15 protein-coding genes and 1 other RNA gene are annotated in these 18,774 nt (G+C 58.4%); 7 read left to right on the plus strand and 9 right to left on the minus strand.

Annotated elements, in window-relative coordinates; translation table 11 throughout:
• Positions 1–25 precede the first annotated feature (25 nt).
• The gene (locus tag QRN55_RS08695; RefSeq protein WP_111837981.1) at positions 26–439 is read right to left on the minus strand and encodes a carboxymuconolactone decarboxylase family protein; all 414 of its coding nucleotides are present in this window, start codon (positions 437–439) and stop codon (positions 26–28) included.
• 249 nt (positions 440–688) lie between these two features.
• Between QRN55_RS08695 and QRN55_RS08700 the strand changes: the two genes are divergently transcribed.
• From QRN55_RS08700 to QRN55_RS08715, 4 genes are all read left to right on the plus strand, one after another.
• Entirely contained in the window at positions 689–1,843 is a 1,155-nt protein-coding gene (locus tag QRN55_RS08700) for an efflux RND transporter periplasmic adaptor subunit (protein WP_284776413.1), read from the plus strand.
• A complete protein-coding gene (locus QRN55_RS08705; RefSeq protein ID WP_284776414.1) occupies positions 1,840–4,992 on the plus strand; it encodes an efflux RND transporter permease subunit in 3,153 nt (1,050 codons plus the stop codon). Before QRN55_RS08700 ends, QRN55_RS08705 begins: the two co-directional genes overlap by 4 nt.
• Positions 4,993–5,113: 121 nt before the next feature.
• Positions 5,114–6,532: an FAD-binding oxidoreductase gene (locus tag QRN55_RS08710; protein ID WP_284776415.1), complete on the plus strand. Its 1,419-nt coding sequence runs from the start codon at positions 5,114–5,116 to the stop codon at positions 6,530–6,532.
• An 84-nt stretch (positions 6,533–6,616) separates the two neighbouring features.
• The gene (locus tag QRN55_RS08715) at positions 6,617–10,315 is read left to right on the plus strand and encodes an AsmA family protein (protein ID WP_284776416.1); all 3,699 of its coding nucleotides are present in this window, start codon (positions 6,617–6,619) and stop codon (positions 10,313–10,315) included.
• A gap of 130 nt (positions 10,316–10,445) precedes the next feature.
• On the opposite strand, the gene QRN55_RS08720 is transcribed toward QRN55_RS08715, so the two are convergent.
• The 8 genes from QRN55_RS08720 to QRN55_RS08755 form a co-directional block, all read right to left on the minus strand.
• Complete coding sequence (locus tag QRN55_RS08720) at positions 10,446–11,171, minus strand: dienelactone hydrolase family protein (RefSeq protein WP_284776417.1); 726 nt, start codon at positions 11,169–11,171, stop codon at positions 10,446–10,448.
• A gap of 15 nt (positions 11,172–11,186) precedes the next feature.
• Positions 11,187–11,399, minus strand: coding sequence for a ribbon-helix-helix domain-containing protein (locus tag QRN55_RS08725; RefSeq protein ID WP_284776418.1), 213 nt, complete (start codon positions 11,397–11,399; stop codon positions 11,187–11,189).
• A 187-nt stretch (positions 11,400–11,586) separates the two neighbouring features.
• On the minus strand, positions 11,587–13,137 hold the full coding sequence (locus QRN55_RS08730; protein WP_284776419.1) for a Do family serine endopeptidase: 1,551 nt from the start codon (positions 13,135–13,137) through the stop codon (positions 11,587–11,589).
• Positions 13,138–13,397: 260 nt separating this feature from the next.
• Positions 13,398–14,327, minus strand: a complete 930-nt coding sequence (hflC, locus tag QRN55_RS08735) for a protease modulator HflC (protein WP_112498714.1) — start codon at positions 14,325–14,327, stop codon at positions 13,398–13,400.
• A gap of 1 nt (position 14,328) precedes the next feature.
• Positions 14,329–15,471, minus strand: coding sequence for an FtsH protease activity modulator HflK (gene hflK / locus QRN55_RS08740; protein WP_284776420.1), 1,143 nt, complete (start codon positions 15,469–15,471; stop codon positions 14,329–14,331).
• Positions 15,472–15,617: 146 nt separating this feature from the next.
• Entirely contained in the window at positions 15,618–16,145 is a 528-nt protein-coding gene (locus tag QRN55_RS08745) for a dihydrofolate reductase (RefSeq protein ID WP_284776421.1), read from the minus strand.
• A complete protein-coding gene (locus tag QRN55_RS08750) occupies positions 16,142–16,936 on the minus strand; it encodes a thymidylate synthase (protein ID WP_233121445.1) in 795 nt (264 codons plus the stop codon). The genes QRN55_RS08745 and QRN55_RS08750 overlap by 4 nt, the downstream gene beginning before the upstream one ends.
• Positions 16,937–17,024: 88 nt before the next feature.
• A complete protein-coding gene (locus QRN55_RS08755) occupies positions 17,025–17,333 on the minus strand; it encodes a DUF2853 family protein (RefSeq protein WP_111837993.1) in 309 nt (102 codons plus the stop codon).
• A 117-nt stretch (positions 17,334–17,450) separates the two neighbouring features.
• Here QRN55_RS08755 and ssrA point away from each other — a divergent pair.
• From ssrA to QRN55_RS08770, 3 genes are all read left to right on the plus strand, one after another.
• Positions 17,451–17,822: a transfer-messenger RNA gene (gene ssrA, locus QRN55_RS08760) on the plus strand.
• A 129-nt stretch (positions 17,823–17,951) separates the two neighbouring features.
• A complete protein-coding gene (locus QRN55_RS08765; protein ID WP_233121443.1) occupies positions 17,952–18,461 on the plus strand; it encodes an SspB family protein in 510 nt (169 codons plus the stop codon).
• A gap of 27 nt (positions 18,462–18,488) precedes the next feature.
• Positions 18,489–18,683 carry a DUF4169 family protein gene (locus tag QRN55_RS08770; RefSeq protein ID WP_284776422.1) on the plus strand — a complete coding sequence of 65 codons (195 nt, stop codon included), beginning with the start codon at positions 18,489–18,491 and terminating at the stop codon, positions 18,681–18,683.
• The last annotated feature ends 91 nt before the right edge of the window (positions 18,684–18,774 follow it).

The raw sequence follows: 18,774 nt of genomic DNA on the forward strand, positions 1-18,774 counted from the left end.
TCAAAACGCCTATTGCGGGGCATTTTTACAGGGGTTTCTGGTCCGCATCGAAGGCCGCGTCTACGGGAAGTTGTAGTGCGGTCGCGAGTTGGTTGGTCTTGGCGGCGAGCGAGATGACGCGCAACAAATCGGCATGCTGCTCGGTCGTCATGCCCTTGGCCTGCGCTGCTGCCGTGTGGGAATGGGCACAGTAGGAGCATGCATTGGTGACGGATACGGCTATGTAGAGCATTTCCTTGACGACAGGATCGAGCGCGGAGGGCGTGGCCATGACGGCTTTGACTTCAGCCCACGTCTTTTCCAGAAGATCGGGATCGAAGGCGAGATAGAGCCACATATTGTTGATGAAATCGGATTTTCGCGTTGCGCGAATATCGTCGAACACGGCTTTGACGCGCGGGTCGGCTTCCGGGTTTCGTGCTTTTGAAACGGTACTCATCGTGGCTCTTCCTCTAACGTGTGATCGCGCCCGGCGAAACTTTGCGCGACGCTAGCAACCAAGTACAGGCTATATTATTATTACCCATGTGTTCGTGCTGTTTTAGAAAAACGTCGCAAATTACAATTATGTAAGAAACGGATTTGTGCGTTGCGTTGTTTTTGGCAAGCAAACATACTGCCGCGCAATCTATAAGCGGCCGCAATCCATGCAAATGAAGCGGTTACGGGTATCAATTCGGAGACGTGTATGCAGGTTTGGAAGCAGGTTGGTGTCAGTCTTGCTGTGGTCGGTGCTGGTGTCTGTCTATGGGCATACATGTCCGCAGACGGCAGAATCATGCTTTCCAAAGCGGGGCTGATCAGTGCCGAACAACCCGCAGCTCAAACTGCCGGTGCTGCTTCCGCTGGCGGCGGTCAGAGAGGGCAGGGCGGCGGAAGAGGCAACAGCGCAACGCTGGTGTCTATCGCACCCGTCAAGACCGGCACCGTCAACGACCGCATGAACGCCATTGGCAATGGCGAGGCCATTCAGTCTGTGGTGGTCACTCCGCAGGCATCCGGCCTGATTTCCGAAATTCTCGTATCATCTGGCCAGAGCGTCAAAAAGGGCGATGTGCTGGCAAGGCTCGACGATGACGAGCAACTGATCGAGCGCGAGAAGGCGCAGGTTGCCCTGCGCAGTGCCGTCGAGAAATCAACCTCCTACCGCAACCTGCGTTCCGTTGCGCGGCTGGATGTGCTTGATGCGCAGATCGCCGAAGAGGCAGCGAAGCTTGCGGTCAGCACCGCCGAGCTGAATTTCAAACGCCGCAATATCGTGGCGCCGATCGATGGCATTGCCGGTATCGTCGCCATCAATGTCGGTGACAACGCCACGACGCAGACCAGCATCGTCAGCATAGATGACCGCTCGAAAATCCTCGTCAATTTCTGGGCGCCCGAACGGTTTACGACGGCCATCAAGATCGGCATGCCGGTGGAGGCGACGTCGATTTCCCGTCCTGGTGAAACCTTCAAGGGCAAGGTCGAGGCCGTTGATAACCGTGTCGATGAGGCGAGCCGTACCGTTCGCGTGCGCGCTGTGTTCGACAATGCCAATGACGATCTGCGCGCAGGCATGTCCTTTGCCGTGACGATGGGCTTTACCGGTGAAAACTTCCCCTCCGTCGATCCCCTGGCCGTTCAGTGGGATGGCGAAGGCTCCTATGTGTGGCGCGTGAAGGATGACAAGTCGCACAAGGTTCGTGTTCAGGTCGTTCAGCGCAACCCGGATTCCGTGCTGGTGAAGGCCGAGTTGGCGCAGGATGATCCTGTTGTCATCGAAGGCTTGCAGCGCGTGCGAGAGGGCGGAACGGTTCGCACCGCCGGTAAGAAGAAAGCACCGGAGGTCGCCAGCCGATGACAGCGCAGACGCCGCCGAGCGGAACCGATTCCAAACTGGCTTTTACGGCTCTCTTCGTCCGACGCCCCATTCTGGCTGCCGTCATCAATACGCTTCTGGTTGTCGCCGGTCTGGCCGCACTGGTGGGCGTCGATGTGCGCGAATTGCCGGATGTCGATCGCCCGGTCATCACGGTGCGTACGACCTATGACGGTGCATCGCCGCAGACCATCGACCAGGAAGTGACGCAGACCATCGAGGGCGCTGTCGCGCGCGTCAGCGGTGTGAAGACCATTTCCTCTGCATCGCAATTCGGCACCAGCCGCGTGACGATGGAGTTCAACGACACCGTCGATATCGCCGTTGCGTCCAACGATGTGCGCGATGCCATTGGCCGCATCACCAACCAGATGCCTGACGACGCCGACGAGCCGCAGATCATCAAGGCCGATTCCGACAGCCAGCCGATCATGCGACTGGCCGTGACGTCCTCCAGTCTCAGCATGGAAGACCTGACCAAGCTTGTAGACGATGAAATCATCGACCGTCTGGCCGCCGTGGATGGCGTGGCCGACGTGGAGCTTTACGGAGACCAGGAAAAGGTTTTCCGCATCGATCTCGATCAGGGCGCGCTCGCCAGCCGCGGGTTGACCGTCACCGATGTGTCGAATGCGCTCGGCACTGCGGCGCTGGACGTTCCGGCTGGTTCTCTGAAAAGTTCGACGCAGGACATCGTTGTGCGCGCTACGGCCAGCCTAACCACGCCCGCCGAATTTGAAAATCTCATCGTCAAGGACCGCGTACGTCTGCGCGATGTCGCCAGCGTCATGCTGGGTGCGGATGATGAAACCACCTCGCTGCGCTCCAACGGCGTACAGGGCGTGGGCCTTGGCGTTATCCGTCAGGCGCAATCCAATACGCTCAACATCTCGACGGGTGTGAAGGCAGCGGTTGCTGCGATGACACCCAACCTGCCGGAAAACACCCGCATCGTCATCACCAGCGACGACGCGGTGTTCATCGAAGGTGCGTTGCACGAGGTGCAGCTTGCGCTCGGTCTCTCCGCATTGATCGTTGTCGTGGTGCTCTATCTGTTCTTCCGCGATTGGCGTGCGACGCTCATTCCGGCCATTACCATGCCGGTCGCGCTGATCGGTACGATCGTTGCGATCTATATGGTCGGGTTCTCCATCAATATTCTGACGCTTCTTGCCATCGTTCTCGCCACCGGTCTGGTGGTGGATGACGCCATCGTGGTGCTGGAAAACATCGTACGACGCAGAGCGGAAGGCATGGGGCCGCGCGCGGCTGCCGTGCTTGGCACGCAGGAAGTTTTCTTCGCCGTTATCGCGACGACGGCCACGCTCGCCGCCGTGTTCATCCCGCTGTCCTTCCTGCCCGGTCAGTTGGGTGGCCTCTTCCGTGAATTCGGCTTCGTGCTGGCCTTTGCCGTCGGTCTGTCTTCCGTGGTGGCGCTGACGCTTTGCCCGATGCTGGCATCGCGCATGCTGAAAAACGGCGTTCAAGAACAGACCGGGCCGCTGGCATGGTTCGGCAACCTGTTTGCCTCCACCTACAAGAGCTCGCTGTCCGCCTGCCTCAACAACCCGTTGATCGTCGTCATCGTGGCGGTTGCTTTTGCCGGCGTGTCCTGGGTCGCGTTCGGCATGGTGCAGAACGAGTTGACGCCACGCGAAGACCGTTCGTCTGTGATGATGCGCGTGACTGCGCCGCAGGGCGTCAGCCTTGAATATACGCGCGACCAGTTGCAGCGGATCGAGGAAAATTTGCAGCCGCTGCGCGACAGTGGCGAAATCCACAATATCTATTCCATAACCGGCATGAACGGGTCGTCCAACACCGGCTTCGTGGTGCTGACGCTGGCACCGTGGGCCGACCGGGAGCGGACCCAGAACCAGATCGCTCAGGACGTCAACGCGGCCGCGCAGACGGTGCCGGGTCTGCGTGCCACAGCATCGCAGCCGAACAGCCTTCGCATTCGTGGCGCTGGCAACGGTCTCAGCATGGCGATGATCGGCACCAATTATCAGGCGCTGACGGAATCCACGCAGAAGCTTCTGCTGGCCATGGAAGAAAGCGGCCTGTTCGATACGCCGCGTTTCGATAACGAGCCGAACCAGGCGCAATTGTCCGTCTCCATCGACCGCGAACGGGCGTCCGATCTGGGCATCGATATCACTGGCCTTTCGACCGCCATGCAATCGCTGCTGGAAGGCCGCTCCGTGCTGGATGTGTTCGTGGACGGCGATGCGGTTCCGGTGCGCCTTCTGTCTTCGACGCGCCCGATCAACGATCCGACCGATCTCGAAAACATCTTCCTCAAGGCCAAAGACGGTCGCATGGTGCCGATGTCGGTCATTGCTTCGCTGAAGGAAACGGCGGTTGCGCCGCAGCTGAATCGTGAGCAGCAGCTACCTTCCGTCGGCTTTACCGCGAACCTGCGCGAAGGCGTTTCGCTGGGTGATGCCGTGGCCAAGGTCAATGAGCTGGCCGGGTCCATCATGCCGTCAGGCGCGCGTCTTCTGCCTCTGGGCGAAGCTGCGACCTTGCAGGAAAATTCGAGCGGCATGGTGCTGACCTTCGGTTTTGCCATCGCCATCATCTTCCTCGTGCTGGCCGCGCAGTTCGAAAGCGTGCTGAGCTCCGTCATCATCATGTCGACGGTGCCGCTGGGGCTTGCCTGCGCCGTCATCGCGCTGCTGGTCACCGGCTCCAGCCTCAACGTCTATAGCCAGATCGGACTTGTGCTGCTGGTGGGCGTCATGGCCAAGAACGGCATTCTGATCGTCGAGTTCGCCAACCATCTGCGCGATCAGGGGGCGAGCGTGCGTGAGGCCATAGAAAAGGCCTGCACCATCCGTCTGCGACCTGTCATGATGACGATGATCGCCACCATTCTCGGCGGCGTCCCGCTGGTTCTGGCACAGGGTGCCGGCGCAGAAGCCCGTATCGCGCTGGGCTGGGTCATCGTCGGCGGTCTGGGCTTTGCCACGCTGATCACGCTTTACATCACGCCCGTTTCCTACCTGCTGATCGCGCGCTTTGCCAAGCCGCAGGCGGATGCAGATGTACGTCTTCACCGCGAGCTGGAAACGGCCATCCGCCGCCGGGCGATCGAGGAAGACAAGCCGCTTCTGGCCGCGGAATGATGTGCTAACGCTGCCCGCCCATCTCGAAACGGCTGTGCTGGACAAAGCTAAAGACCTGTCACATACCAGCCAGACTTGCCCTTGAGGGTGAGTCCGGTTTTGCATGGCAGTGGAGAAGAACATGGCTTTGAAGGATGTGGTGTCTGGCACGAAGGACGAGGCTGCTATTTCCGCCGTTCTCGATGTGCTGAAGCAGCAGCTTGGTGACAAGTTGCAGACCGGCCAGTCCTTTCGCGAGCAGCACTCCCACACGACCACCTATCTGACGACGCAGTTGCCCGACGGCGTGGTGTTTGCCGAGACGACAGACGACGTAAAGGCCGTGGTGAAGGCCTGTGCGCAGCACAAGGTTCCTGTCATTCCCTTCGGCGTCGGCTCATCGCTGGAAGGTCAGGTTAACGCCCCCTCCGGCGGTATCTCGCTGGATTTCAGCCGTATGAACCGCATTCTGTCGGTCAATGCCGAAGACCTGGATGTGACGGTTGAGCCGGGCGTAACCCGCGAGCAGTTGAACACCTATCTGCGCGACACCGGTCTGTTTTTCCCGATTGATCCCGGTGCCAACGCGTCCATTGGCGGCATGGCGTCCACGCGCGCTTCCGGCACCAATGCCGTGCGCTATGGCACGATGAAGGACAATGTTCTCGCTTTGACCGCCGTTACGGCCAATGGCGAGGAAATCAGCACGGGCCGCCGCGCACGCAAATCCTCTGCCGGATATGATCTGACCCGCCTCTTCGTTGGGGCGGAAGGGACACTCGGCGTCATCACATCAGTGACGTTGCGCTTGCAGGGCATCCCGGAAAAGATCGCCGGTGGCGTCTGCACCTTCGATACGATCAAGGCGGCCTGTGATGCCGTGATTTTGACGGTGCAGATGGGCATTCCCGTCGCTCGCATCGAGCTTCTGGACGAGGTGCAGATCCGTGCCTGCAACGCCTATTCTGGCCTGTCCTACGAAGAAAAGCCGACGCTGTTTCTGGAATTCCACGGCACGGAAGAAACCACCGCGCTGCAATCCCAACAGTTTTCCGAGATTGCGCAGGAATGCGGCAGCGTCGATTTCCGCTGGACGAATGATGCGCAGGAGCGGGCGAAACTGTGGAAGGCGCGCCACGACGCCTATTGGGCGTCCAAGGCGCTTGCCCCGCATCTAGACGTTCTGTCGACCGATGTCTGCGTGCCGATTTCACGCTTTGCGGAATGCGTGACGCAGACGCAGCAGGATATCCTAGACAACCAAATGCTTGCGCCGATAGTCGGTCATGCCGGTGACGGGAACTTCCATGTGCTTGTGCTGTTCGACGGCAAGGACGCGGCGAGTGTCGCCAACACGGAGGCCTTCGTTGCCCGGCTGAACCGGCGGGCCATCGAAATGGACGGCACATGCACCGGTGAACACGGAATAGGGCAGGGCAAGATGAGCTTTCTGGCGGAAGAGGCGGGAAATGCGCTGGATGTGATGATTGCCATCAAGCGGTCACTTGATCCCGATAATATCTTTAATCCGGGTAAGCTTTTTCTGATAGATTCTGTATGAGCAATGTTCCCGGTGGCGAAATCGTGCTTGCTCTGGCAGTAAAAAAAGATAGTTTTCATCGCAGGTTAAGGGAGACACCGGGTCGTGCTCGGACGCATATTGGTTTTTCTGGGCGGACTTGTGGTCGTGGCGCTGTTTGCGGCGCTGTTCATTCCCTATTTTATCGACTGGACTGACTTTCGACGCAACTTCGAGGATCAGGCGAGCCTTATCCTCGGCAAGAAAGTCGTCGTGCACGGTCCCGTCGAAGCGCGGTTGCTGCCGTTCCCCTCCGTTACCCTGCATGATGTGCGCGCCGGTATGGATGCCGACGGATCGCCGCAAATTCAGGTCGCCCGGTTTTCCATGGATGCCGAACTGGCGCCTTTCCTCTCCGGGGAAGCGCGTATTTTCGACATGCGCATCGAAGAGCCCAAGGCGCGTATTCGCCTGCTGAAAGACGGCACGCTGGACTGGACGCGAGGAAGCCGTGCGGTCATTCCGGCAAAGACCGTCGTGCTGGAAAATGTCAGCATCGAAGGTGGGCAGATCGAATTCATCGACGAGCAATCGGGCCGCAACCGGACTGTCACGGGCCTCAATGCCGATATGTCGGCGAAGTCGCTGGCCGGTCCATGGCGTGCAGAAGGCCGTGCTGCGGTCGATGGCCATGCCGGGTCGTTCTCTCTCTCCAGTGGCGAACCGGATGCGAGCGTCGGTCGCATGGGTCTTCGTCTGCGCATGTTGCCGGATGAGCATCCGGTGGAAATCGATCTGGATGGCGCCATCGCCGCAACGGGTGGACGCCCCGTCTATAGCGGCTCGTTCACATTCAACTTCCGCCAGGACGACAAGCAGAAGCAGCAGAACGCGGAGGCCAGTCTTTCTGCACCGCGCACACGCGGCAGCTTCGAGTTGACCAACGGCCGTGTCCGCGTGCCCAGCTACCGCATGGAATTGGGTGCCACGGAAAATCCCTATATCATCACAGGCGAAGCGACGCTCGATACGGGTGCCGCCCCGGAATTTCTGCTGACGGCAGATGGCCAGCAGATTGATTTCAACCGCTTTGCCCCCGCGCCGGTGCAGACCGGCAAGACGTCACGCACGCCAACTGTGCCCGTGCGTCAGCGCATCGAGGCCTTTGCCAGCCTGATCGCGCGCATACCGGTGCCGCAGGTGCCGGGCAAGGCCAGTATCCGGCTTCCGGCGCTGGTGTCGGATGACACGACCATTCGCGACATCCGCCTGGATGTGCGGCCCGATGGTGCGGGCTGGCAGGTGGAAAATGCGGTGGCGGTGCTGCCAGGCCGCACGCAGTTGGAGGCAAAGGGGTCTCTGACGCTGACCGGTGGCCCGGCGTTCAACGGCGATCTCCTTGTTGCATCCAACCAGCCCTCCGGCCTTGCCAACTGGTTGTCCGGTTCGGTTGATCCGGCCATTCGCCAATTGAATGCTGCGGGCTTCTCCTCCACCGTATCTTTGACAACGCAGGCGCAGCGCTTCGAAAAGTTAGAACTTGCCATCGGGCAGGCATCCCTCAAGGGTCGCATCGCGCGACAGTCTGAGGACAAGAGCGCCAGCATCGATATCGACCTTGCCGGTGACGAGATCGATCTGGATGCGCTCAAAGCTCTGGGCGGGTTGGTTCTTGGCGATCAGGTCGGCTCGTCCGTTCTCGATCACCGCATCACCGCCAAGTTCAAAGCAGACCGCATCAATATGGCGGGTGTAACGGCCAACCGTGTGGAAACCGCCTTCACCACTGCTGGCGGCGTTCTGACACTGGACATGATGAATGCTGGAGATATTGCCGGTGCGGAAGTGCGCGCCAAGGGGCAGGTGAAGGGCTCGTCTAGCGATTTCGCGGGCAAGGGCACCATCAACCTTCACGCTGCCGACATGCAGCCCTTGTTCGATCTGCTGCGCCAGAAACTGCCACAGCATCCGCTAGTCGATCGTCTGGTCAGAAGTGCTGCCTGGTACGCAAATTCCGATATTGCGGTTGACCTGTCCGTCGACAAGAACAATGGCGGTGCCAATGCAGCCGTCTCCGGCACCATCAATGGCAGCCGCGTGTCTGCCGTCGCCAAGCTTCCCGATGTTCTGTCAGATACCGACGATACCGCGCTGACGCTGGAGGCTGTTCTCAAGAACCAGTCCACGGCGATCCTTTTCGGGCAGGCGGGGCTCGATCCCCTGCCTTTCGATGCAGACGGTGAAGGGTTATTGTCTCTCAAGCTCAACGGCACGATGGGTTCGCCGGTGCAGACAGATTTCCGCTTCTCGACGGAACGTACCCATTTTTCCGCCAATGGCAGTTTTTCGCTGCGCGCCGACAATTTTGCGCAAGGAACCGCAGATGTCGCGCTGGAGAGTGCGGATATCGAGCCTTATCTGATCATGAACACCATCGGCCTGCCGCAACTGGGCGGCGGCATGGCCACGAAGGCGACGGCGAAGCTGACGTCCGATAAGGACAAGACAACGCTTGCCAACCTTTCGGGCCAGGCGGGTGGCAATGCGTTTTCCGGCAATCTCTCGGTCCTGAAAGCCGCACCTTACAAAGTCACGGGTGATCTGTCGCTTGCGAACGTCGATCTGACATGGCTGGGCGACACCATGTATGGCCCCGTCATCGACCCTGAGTCTGGCGCACTCAGTGCAAAGCCTGTCTCGCTTCCAGCCTTTCCAAAGCTTGAGGCTTCGCTTGCGATAAAAGCTGCCAATTTCGATACGGGTGCGTTCGGCACCGTCACTGGTCTCACATTTGCGCTCAACCACGCCAACGGCACGCTTTCGTTGGATGACATGGTTGGCGATTGGATGGGCGGTAAGGTCTCCGGTCGCGTTGCGCTGGCAACCGGCGATGGCGCTGGCATTTTCCGCACAAAGATCGCGGTATCGGGTGCCAACCCGGATGCCGTGATGTGGAAAAGTGCCGACAAGCCCGTCGCAGGCGGTCGTTTCGCCTTGGATATGACTGCGGAATCGACAGGCAAGAGCGCCGCAGAGCTCTTGTCATCGGCAGGTGGCTCTGGTGAAATCCGCGCTGGTGGCCTTGTCCTGCGCGGTTTGAACCAGGCGGCGTTCCCGCTGTGGCTTCAGGCGGCCAACGACCTTCAAGGCAATATCGATGCGGCGAAGGTTCGCCCGCTGGTGGATGCGCATCTCTGGCAAGGCGAAATTCCACTCGGCGACGTTACCATGCCTTTCACGCTGAACGATGGCAGCCTGCGCATGCAGACGATCACCGCATCCACACCGCAAGTCTCCTTCGATGGCGATCTGGCACTTGATCTCGCCAATAAATCGCTGACGGGCGGTGTCGAGCTTCTCTTCAATGCCGGTGCCGAAGAAATCGCCGGTGCCGAGCCCTCCATTCGCCTCAACTACACCGGCCCGCTGGCGCAGCCCGCGTTGACCACCGACGTTTCGGGGCTGACGGGCTATCTTTCCCTGCGCGCCTTCGAGCGTGAACGTCGCCGTGTCGAGGCCTTGCAGGCAAGCGTCATGGAAAAGCAGCGCTTGCGCCGTGAAGTCGCGCTCTACCGCTTCCAGGCATCGGAGCGGCAAGCGGCTGCTCAGCGTGCGAAGGAGGAGGAAGAGGCTCGCAAACTGGAAGAAGAGCGCCTGCGCACATTGGCCCAAGAGCGTCTGGAAGCTGAAAAAGCTAATCAGGAGCGGCTGAAACGCCAGCAGGACGCCGAGCCTAAACCGCAGTCCGGCCCAGTTCTCACGGTGCCGCCGACGCAAGAGGTGATCCGGCAATATTCACCGGCCCCGAACACGGGAACGCCGTGAGCAGGCATACCGGTTGTGCGTGCTGGTTATTGGAGTTGCATCTCGCGGTTAAGGAACAGTGCCGCTTCAGGCGTATCGGTAGCAAGCGTCAGCATTTGATGGTTCGTGCTTGTCACATTACCAAGCCCAATCAATCTCCATCCAGTTCTGACTTGAAGAACTGAATCGCCGTCTTGTACGCTTCGCTTGCCTGTTTCGTATCCTTCAAAAAGAAGTCGTGAGCGCCTTGGAAGATGTTCAGCGTTGCATGGCCACCAGCCTTTTTGACCTCTTGCACAAAGCGTTGTCCGGTGGTGAGCGGAAAGACCGTGTCCTCGCTGCCCCAAATCAATTTGAACGGTGGTGACTTGCCTGACGGAAACGCTTTTGAGGGCGCTGCGTCCACGAGCACGACCGCGTCCGCAGGCGCGCCGCTCGATATCGTCAAAGCAGCACTCTCCGCGCCAAGCGAAATGCCCAGCACACCAATACGGCCGTGGTATTCTGGTCGTTTACCCAGTGCTGTGAGCAGTTTGACCGTGCTGCCGATCCAGTCTTTTCGCCGTTGCTGGTAGTAATCAATGCGCTGCTTCGTGCCCTGCAAGGAATTTATCTGTTCCAGATCGTTGGCAGTCAGCAGATGTGCAAGATAGACATCGATCCCAGCGCCTGAGAACTGACGGGCGATCCCGTCATATGCTGGTGCCGCGAACCCCTTGCTGCCGCTGAGGATGACCACGACAGGGCGAGGGCCGTTCTGTCCGCTGCTGAAGGTTTCGACTTTAACGCCAGCGATGACACCAGTTTCTCGTGCGTTGACGGCGCCGGCTGCAAAGACCGTGAGGATGCAGATCGCTAGAGCTTTGAGGGTGGTCATTCGCAATCAATCGTTCTATGTTTCGCCTTTCAGCCAGTTCAGCACATAGACGCGAAGCGAGGAAGACAGATTGCTGGTCTCCGGGCGGTTGTCATCTATCTCGGCGAGAAGAGCAGCGAAGCTCATTTTCCGCTTTTCGGCGATGGTCCGCAATTCGTCCCAGAAGGCATCTTCGAGTGAGATGCTCGTGCGGTGCCCATGGAGGGTGGTGGAATGCTTGCGTATCAAAATATGAGCTTTCCAAACTGATTCAAGACGTTGCCAGCTGGATTCAAGTTTTGCACGTAAGATTATGATTTTGAATCTGTTTCATTTTGCTGGCTTCTTACAACGCCAGTCATTGCGGGGAAGTTCCCCGCAATATGGTCAGGAATGGCGGGTGGCCAGCGATGACGCTGACGACCCGCACTCAAACCTATTCCAGCGGTACCGCGACGAAACGCAGATTTCCCTGCGCATCCGCGACCATCATATGCGCATTCTTGCGACCGGCAGATTTCAGGCCGTTGACCCGGACCATGACGTCACCGGGAACTTCCATGAAGTCCTGGCCGACTTCGACGATGACATCGCCTGCCTTGACGCCCTTCTGTTCAGCCACCGAACCAGCCTCGACGCTGGCGACGAGAACACCTTCCACGCTTTCGGCGATGCTCTTTTCAGTACGCAACTCGTCCGTCAGCGTGACCAAGTTCATGCCAAGAACGGTTTGCGGGCCTTCGCGCTGGTCTGGCGCCTGCTGCTCGGTCTGGTCGCCACTCTTGTCGTTCGGGTCGGTCATCTCGCCGCCTTCACCGTCTTCCGGCATGGCATCGTCGCTGCCAGCGCCCGGCTGCTGTTCGTCGGCGCTATCCTGCAACTGGCCAAGCTTGACCTTGACCGTCTGCTCCTTGCCATCGCGAAGGACGATGACATCGACTTCCTTGCCGACAGGGCTTTCCGCGACGACGCGTGGCAGATCTCGCATTTCGTGAATTGCCTTGCCGTCGAAGGTCAAAACGACATCGCCTGGCTGGATCGGGCCGTTCTCGACGGGGCCGCCTTTGACGACGCCGGAGATCAATGCGCCGCGCGCTGCGTCCATGCCAAGGCTCGTCGCAATATCGTCCGTTACCGGCTGCACCCGCACGCCCAGCCAACCACGACGTGTCTCACCGAACTCGATCAGCTGCTGCACGATGTTTTGCGCCAGTTCTGTGGGCACGGAAAAGCCGATGCCGATGGAGCCGCCGCTGGGCGAGATGATCGCGGTATTGATGCCGATGACTTCGCCCTTCATGTTGAAGAGTGGGCCACCGGAGTTGCCCTTGTTGATAGCGGCATCCGTCTGGATGAAGTTGTCGTAAGGACCGGCATTGATGTTGCGGCCACGTGCCGACACCACGCCAACGCTGAGAGAGCCGCCAAGGCCGAATGGATTGCCGACCGCCATGACCCAGTCACCGATGCGCATGGCGCGGGAATCGCCAAATTTCACGGCTTTCAGCGGGGTCTTCGGCTCTACCTTCAGAACCGAAAGGTCGGTCTTGGTATCGGTACCGACGAGCTTTGCTTTCAGCTTGTTGCCGTTGGGAAAGATGACCTCGATATCGTCGGCACCTTCGATGACGTGGTTGTTGGTCACTACGTAGCCTGCGGGATCGATAACGAAGCCAGAGCCCAGCGAGCTGACCTTACCGCCACTGTCCGGTTTCTGATTGTCGAAGTAATCCTTGAAAAACTCCTGGAAGGGCGAGCCATCGGGAATTTTCGGCGGGGTAGGGCCCTTACCCTCGGCTTTGACGCTTTGCGATGTGGAGATGTTGACCACTGCATCCAGCAGCGGAGCGGCAAGATCGGCAACCGACGCTGGCCCGTTGCTCTGCGCCATCGCGCGTCCCGGAACAGCCATTCCACCTGCAATCATGGCTATTCCCGCCACGGCGGCAATGCTGCTGCGGAATGGCGAAAGAGTGGTAACGGGCATACAGCGTCCTCGCATCTTGCAAAACCTGGGCCTAGCTTAATAGCCAAGCATAAGGCGGAATGATGAAGTGTAAAAATACCTTTTCGTGAATAAGCCCGAATCTATTGCTCATCCACCGAAATGGAAGCCGTACAGGAAAGTTGTCGTCGCGCAAGCGCTCCATCAATCGACGATGAAAGGCTTTGCACGGCAAATCCATGTTTAGTTCGACATAGAAAAAGGGCCGATGTTTCCACCGGCCCTTTTTATCAAGTCATCAATCAATTCGCAGGTGCGGCAGGCGGGGTTGCCTGGGGTGCGGGCTGCGTAGGTCTGCCTTCGATGTTGTTGAAATAACGGAAGAAGGTCGAGTCTGGTGAAAGCACCAGCGTTGTGCCGTTTCCGTTCAGTGCCGTGACATAGGCGCCCATCGAGCGATAGAACTCGAAGAAGCTTGGGTCACGCTGGAAGGCGTCGCCGAAGATGCGGTTGCGCTCGGCATCGCCTTCACCACGCAACACTTCGGACTGACGGCGGGCGTCGGATTCGAATTCGACCACCTGACGGTCCGCGATGGCGCGGCGGCGCTGGCCTTCTTCGTTACCGCGAGCGCGGATCAGTTCGGCTTCTGCCAAACGTTCGGACTTCATGCGCTCGAAGGTCTGCTGCGAGACTTCCTGTGTGAGGTCCGTACGGCGGATGCGAACATCCACGATGCTGACGCCCAGCGTTTCGGCGTCTGCACGCAGATCGTCGCGCACTTCCTGCATCATCGAGGCGCGTGCATCCGACAGCGCGGATTCAAAGCCACGCAGACCGTAAACACGACGCAGCGATGCATCGAGACGGGTGCGCAGGCGCATTTCGGCAGAGAGCTGATCGCCGGATACCGTTTCGCGGAAGCGACGGGCATCCGTGATGCGGTAGACCACGAAGGCATCAACTTCGTAGAACTTGCCGCCGGAAACCTGAACGCGGATGTTGTCATGATCGAAACGCAATGCGCGATTTTCGATGTACTGAACCCGGTCCGCATCCATGAAGGCGAATGGCAGCTTGAAGTAGAGGCCCGGCTCGGTCTTCACGTCCTGAATTTCACCGAAGCGGACGACGATGGCCTGCTGGCGCTCGTTGACTACGAAGAACGAGGAGTAAACGAAGAACAGGATGACGGCGAGGCCGAGGAGGATTGCGGTTAGACGATTACCCATATCAATTGCCTCCCTGCTGTGCTGCGCCGGTATTGCCGCGCATGATTTCGTTCAGAGGCAGATACGGTACCACTCCCTGCTTTTCATCGATGATGATCTTGTTGGAACCCTTGAGAACCTGTTCCATCGTTTCGATGAACATACGCTCGCGGGTGACTTCCGGCGCCGTGCGGTACTGGTCGTAGATCGAGATGAAGCGCTGTGCTTCACCCTGAGCTTCGTTCACGACACGGCCCTTATAGGCGTTGGCTTCTTCAACGATCTGCGCTGCCTGACCACGGGCTGCACCCAGCTTCTGGTTGGCATACTGGTTGGCTTCCTGAACGAAGCGGTCTTCGTCCTGCTCTGCACGCTGCACTTCGTCGAACGCATCGGCCACTTCACGTGGTGGGGCTGCGTCTTCGATCGCGACGGCATTGATGGAAAGACCTGCGCCGTAGCCGTCCATCGTCGCCTGAATAATGGAGCGAACATCTGCCGCAATCGCCTGACGATTATCACGGAAAATATCCTGTGCCGGACGACGGCCAACGACTTCACGCATGGCGCTTTCGGAAACCTGCTGAAGGGTTTCGGCTGGCGTATCCACGTTGAAGAGGTAGGATTTCGGATCGGCCACCGTATAGAGCACCGAGAACTGAACGTTGACGATGTTCTGGTCGCCCGTCAGCATCACGCCCGTTGCGGCGGATGTGGATGTGGCGCGCGCACCGATGTTCTGCTGCTGCTCGGTAACCTTGACGATTTCGACGGTTTCGATGGGCCAGAAATGGAAATGCAGGCCCGGCATCGAAACTTCGTCCTTCGGCTTGCCGAAACGAAGTTCCACGCCGCGTTCATCCGGCTGCACCGTATAGATGGACTGGATGCCGACAAAGGCGAGGACGACAAGCACGAGAATGGCGATAACGCCGCCATTCAGGCCGCCTGGAAGGATGTTCTTGAAACGATCCTGACTGCGGCGAATGATTTCCTCGATATCAGGAGGGCCGCCATTGCCGCCTCCGCCACCACCGCCACGTGGACGGTTCGGTCCCTGACCCCAGGGTCCGCCCTGGTTGTTTCCACCGCCACCGCCGCTGCCGCCGTTACCGCCGCCACCCCACGGGCCACCGCCGCCGCCATTTTGATTGCTCCAGGGCATCCATACCTCTTATGCTAAAAAACTCTCCCGCTCCCTCATCGACACGCTTGCACATGTCAGGCGGGACTGTAGGCTCAGTTATAAGTAGGAGAGCGGTGCGTTTCAACGCAGAGGCGGTAACTTAATACCCAATCACGGTAAATAGTTCACACCGCTTGCCGATAGCGACGATAGGTTGCGAATCTCACCGGATAATTGTCTTTTTCCCCAGCGGGCTGGGGAGTTTCCTCGATTTTCTCGAAAACATCAGTATCGATCTGAGGGAAAAACGTGTCGCCTTCCAGGGAAACCTCGACGTGGGTGACGGAAAGTTGATCAGCGAAGGGCATCGCCTGACGGTAAATCTCGCCGCCGCCAGCAACGAAAATCTCATCGACGCCAAGTGCTTGCGCCTTTTCCTTCGCAAGGGAAAGTGCGTCTTCGAGCGAGGAAACCACGTCTACGCCATCTCGGCGATAGTCCGGGTTTCTACTGATGATGATGTGCGGACGACCGGGCAGGGGCCGCTCTCCCACTGAAAGAAATGTCTTGCGTCCCATGATCATCGGCTTGCCCATGGTCAGCGCCTTGAACCGCTTCAAATCCGTCGAGAGTTTCCACGGCATATCGAGATCACGGCCGATGACATTGTTTTCAGATACAGCGGCAATAAGCGTAACGCGGGGTTCGGTCATACGGCAATCGGTGCCTTGATAGAGGCGTCGGCCTCATAATTTTCCAGCGTGAAGTCTTCGAATTTGAAGTCGAACAGGCTTTTGACATCCGGGTTGAGGCGCATGGTTGGCAGCGCTTTCGGCGTGCGCTGCATCTGCAGTTCTGCCTGCTCGAAGTGGTTCGAATAGATATGTGCATCGCCCAGTGTATGAACGAAATCGCCCGGCTTCAGGCCCGTGACCTGCGCGACCATTAGCGTCAGCAACGCGTAAGATGCGATGTTGAAGGGTACGCCAAGGAAGATATCTGCAGAACGCTGGTAGAGTTGGCAGGACAGCTTGCCATCCGACACGTAGAACTGGAACAGGCAATGGCAGGGCGGCAGCGCCATGTCATCGACCAGCGCAGGGTTCCAGGCCGACACGATATGACGGCGGGAGTTGGGGTTGGTCTTGAGGCTCTCGATCAGAAGCGCGATCTGGTCGATATGGCGGCCATCGGGCGCTGGCCAGGAGCGCCACTGCGCGCCATAGACGGGGCCGAGATTGCCGTTCTCGTCAGCCCACTCATCCCAGATGGAAACGCCATTTTCCTTGAGATAGGCGATGTTGGTTTCGCCCTTAAGGAACCATAGCAGTTCATGAATGATGGAGCGCAGATGCAGCTTCTTGGTGGTGAGAACCGGGAAACCTTCTGACAGATCGAACCGCATCTGATAACCGAAGACGGAACGCGTGCCCGTGCCGGTGCGATCGCCACGGTCGCTGCCGGTGTTCATCACATGTGCAAGAAGGTCGAGATATTGCTTCATATCAGTCCGCCGCCGATTCTTTGTAAGCGGTTATTATAAGCTTTTGCAGCGGCGGAACCAGTGTCGGGAGTGGGCTCACCCACAGAAATCAAAGCGTTTCGAGCTTTCCGAGATGCTTTGCCACGAGATAATAGAAGGTCACGCGCGATTTCGTGCGGTCGCCCTTCATTGCGGTGATGGTTTCTTCCACGGCTTTATCGGCATCCGGGCCGGTGACGCCCAGTTTCTTGCCGATCCAGTTGGTTTTGACCCGGGTGAGTTCTTCCGCGTCGGATGTCGAGACGAGGGAGGAATCGCGATTGCGCAACGCGATGCCCAGATGCTTGACGATCTTGTTGACCGTGGCCTCATCAGCGTCGGCATCGTATATTTTCACATCTGCGAGATAGTCCGTCATGTCCTTCTCCTCCGCGGTGTACGGCCCTTGGTTTAGGTGCCGCTTGATAAGCAGAATGTGCCAACTGTCTTGCTCCGTCAAGAATTGCGCACAACCTTTCATCGAAATGTCACGGGGCCTCTTTTCTCGGAGCTACGAAACGCCTATATGAGCCTTGCCGGGTGCAAATCCGGATATGGCGATAAACGGTCGATGGAATAAACCTATTGGACCCGGGGGCGGTACCCGGCGCCTCCACCAAAAACCGGCGGGCTTATTGATGAGGCCGGCTTTTGATGGGGGCGAAATAGGATCGACAAGGGTGTAAAGATCGAACTTTTGCTCGGCATGATACCGCCGTTATCGGGTCACAAGTGTAGTTGCAAATGACAACAACGCTAAGGAATACGCTCTCGCTGCCTAATGGCGGTGTGGGAATTCCGACTTAAGTCCTTACGGTTAGCCCCGTAAGGCGGGGTTCGGAGGTACCTGGCAACAGAAACCTCCACCTTCTCCCTTTCGCCGAAATTGGCTATAAGATGAAATGACTCGCGGCAAGCAGGGCTTTTCCGTTGCTGCGGTGTAAGACATTGCGTATACTTGGTTAAAAGACGTTCGAATAAGGAAAGACAGGACCGCATGGGGCAGGATCATATCCGTTACGACATTCTCGCACAGGATGCCCTTCGCGGCGTTATTCGCAAGGTATTGAGCGAAGTCGCAGCCACGACACGGCTGCCCGGCGACCACCACTTCTTCATCACCTTCCTGACCGGCGCGCCGGGTGTTCGCATCTCGCAGCACCTCAAGGCCAAATATGCCGAGCAGATGACCATCGTCATCCAGCACCAGTTCTGGGACATGAAGGTCACGGAAACTCAGTTTGAGATCGGTCTGTCCTTCTCCGACACGCCTGAAAAGCTGGTCGTTCCATTCAATGCGATCAGAGGGTTCTATGACCCTTCGGTCAATTTCGAGCTGGAATTCGACGTTCCCCTGGCCGAGGAAGAGGAAGTTGTGGAAGCGGAAATCACCGCTTACCCTGTTCCTGCCGAGGGCAAGCCTGCTTCGTCTGAAGACAAAAAGTCCGACGAGGAAAAGAAGCCTGGCTCCGTTGTCTCGCTGGATGCCTTCCGCAAGAACAAGTGATTGCACGGCGCAGATGAGGAGATGGTCTTGACCGGCGATATCGTCAATCTGCGCCAGTTTCGCAAACAGAAGGCGCGGTCCGAAAAAGAAAAGCAGGCGGACCAGAACCGCCTGACCTTTGGCCGCACCAAGGCCGAAAAGAACCTCACCTCCGCTTTGAACGAGAAGGCCAGCCGCGTGCTGGATCAGGGCAAGCTGGATAAGGGTAAGGGGGACGAGTAGGTTTCTCCCCTCCTTCCTGTGCTTGTCACAGGAATCCAGGCGCCGCGCTTCCGCACGGCAGTAAGACTCTTTTTAGCCCAATGACTTGGAC

Origin of the sequence: Agrobacterium sp. lyk4-40-TYG-31 (assembly GCF_030209855.1) — a bacterium.
Lineage (GTDB): Bacteria > Pseudomonadota > Alphaproteobacteria > Rhizobiales > Rhizobiaceae > Agrobacterium > Agrobacterium vaccinii.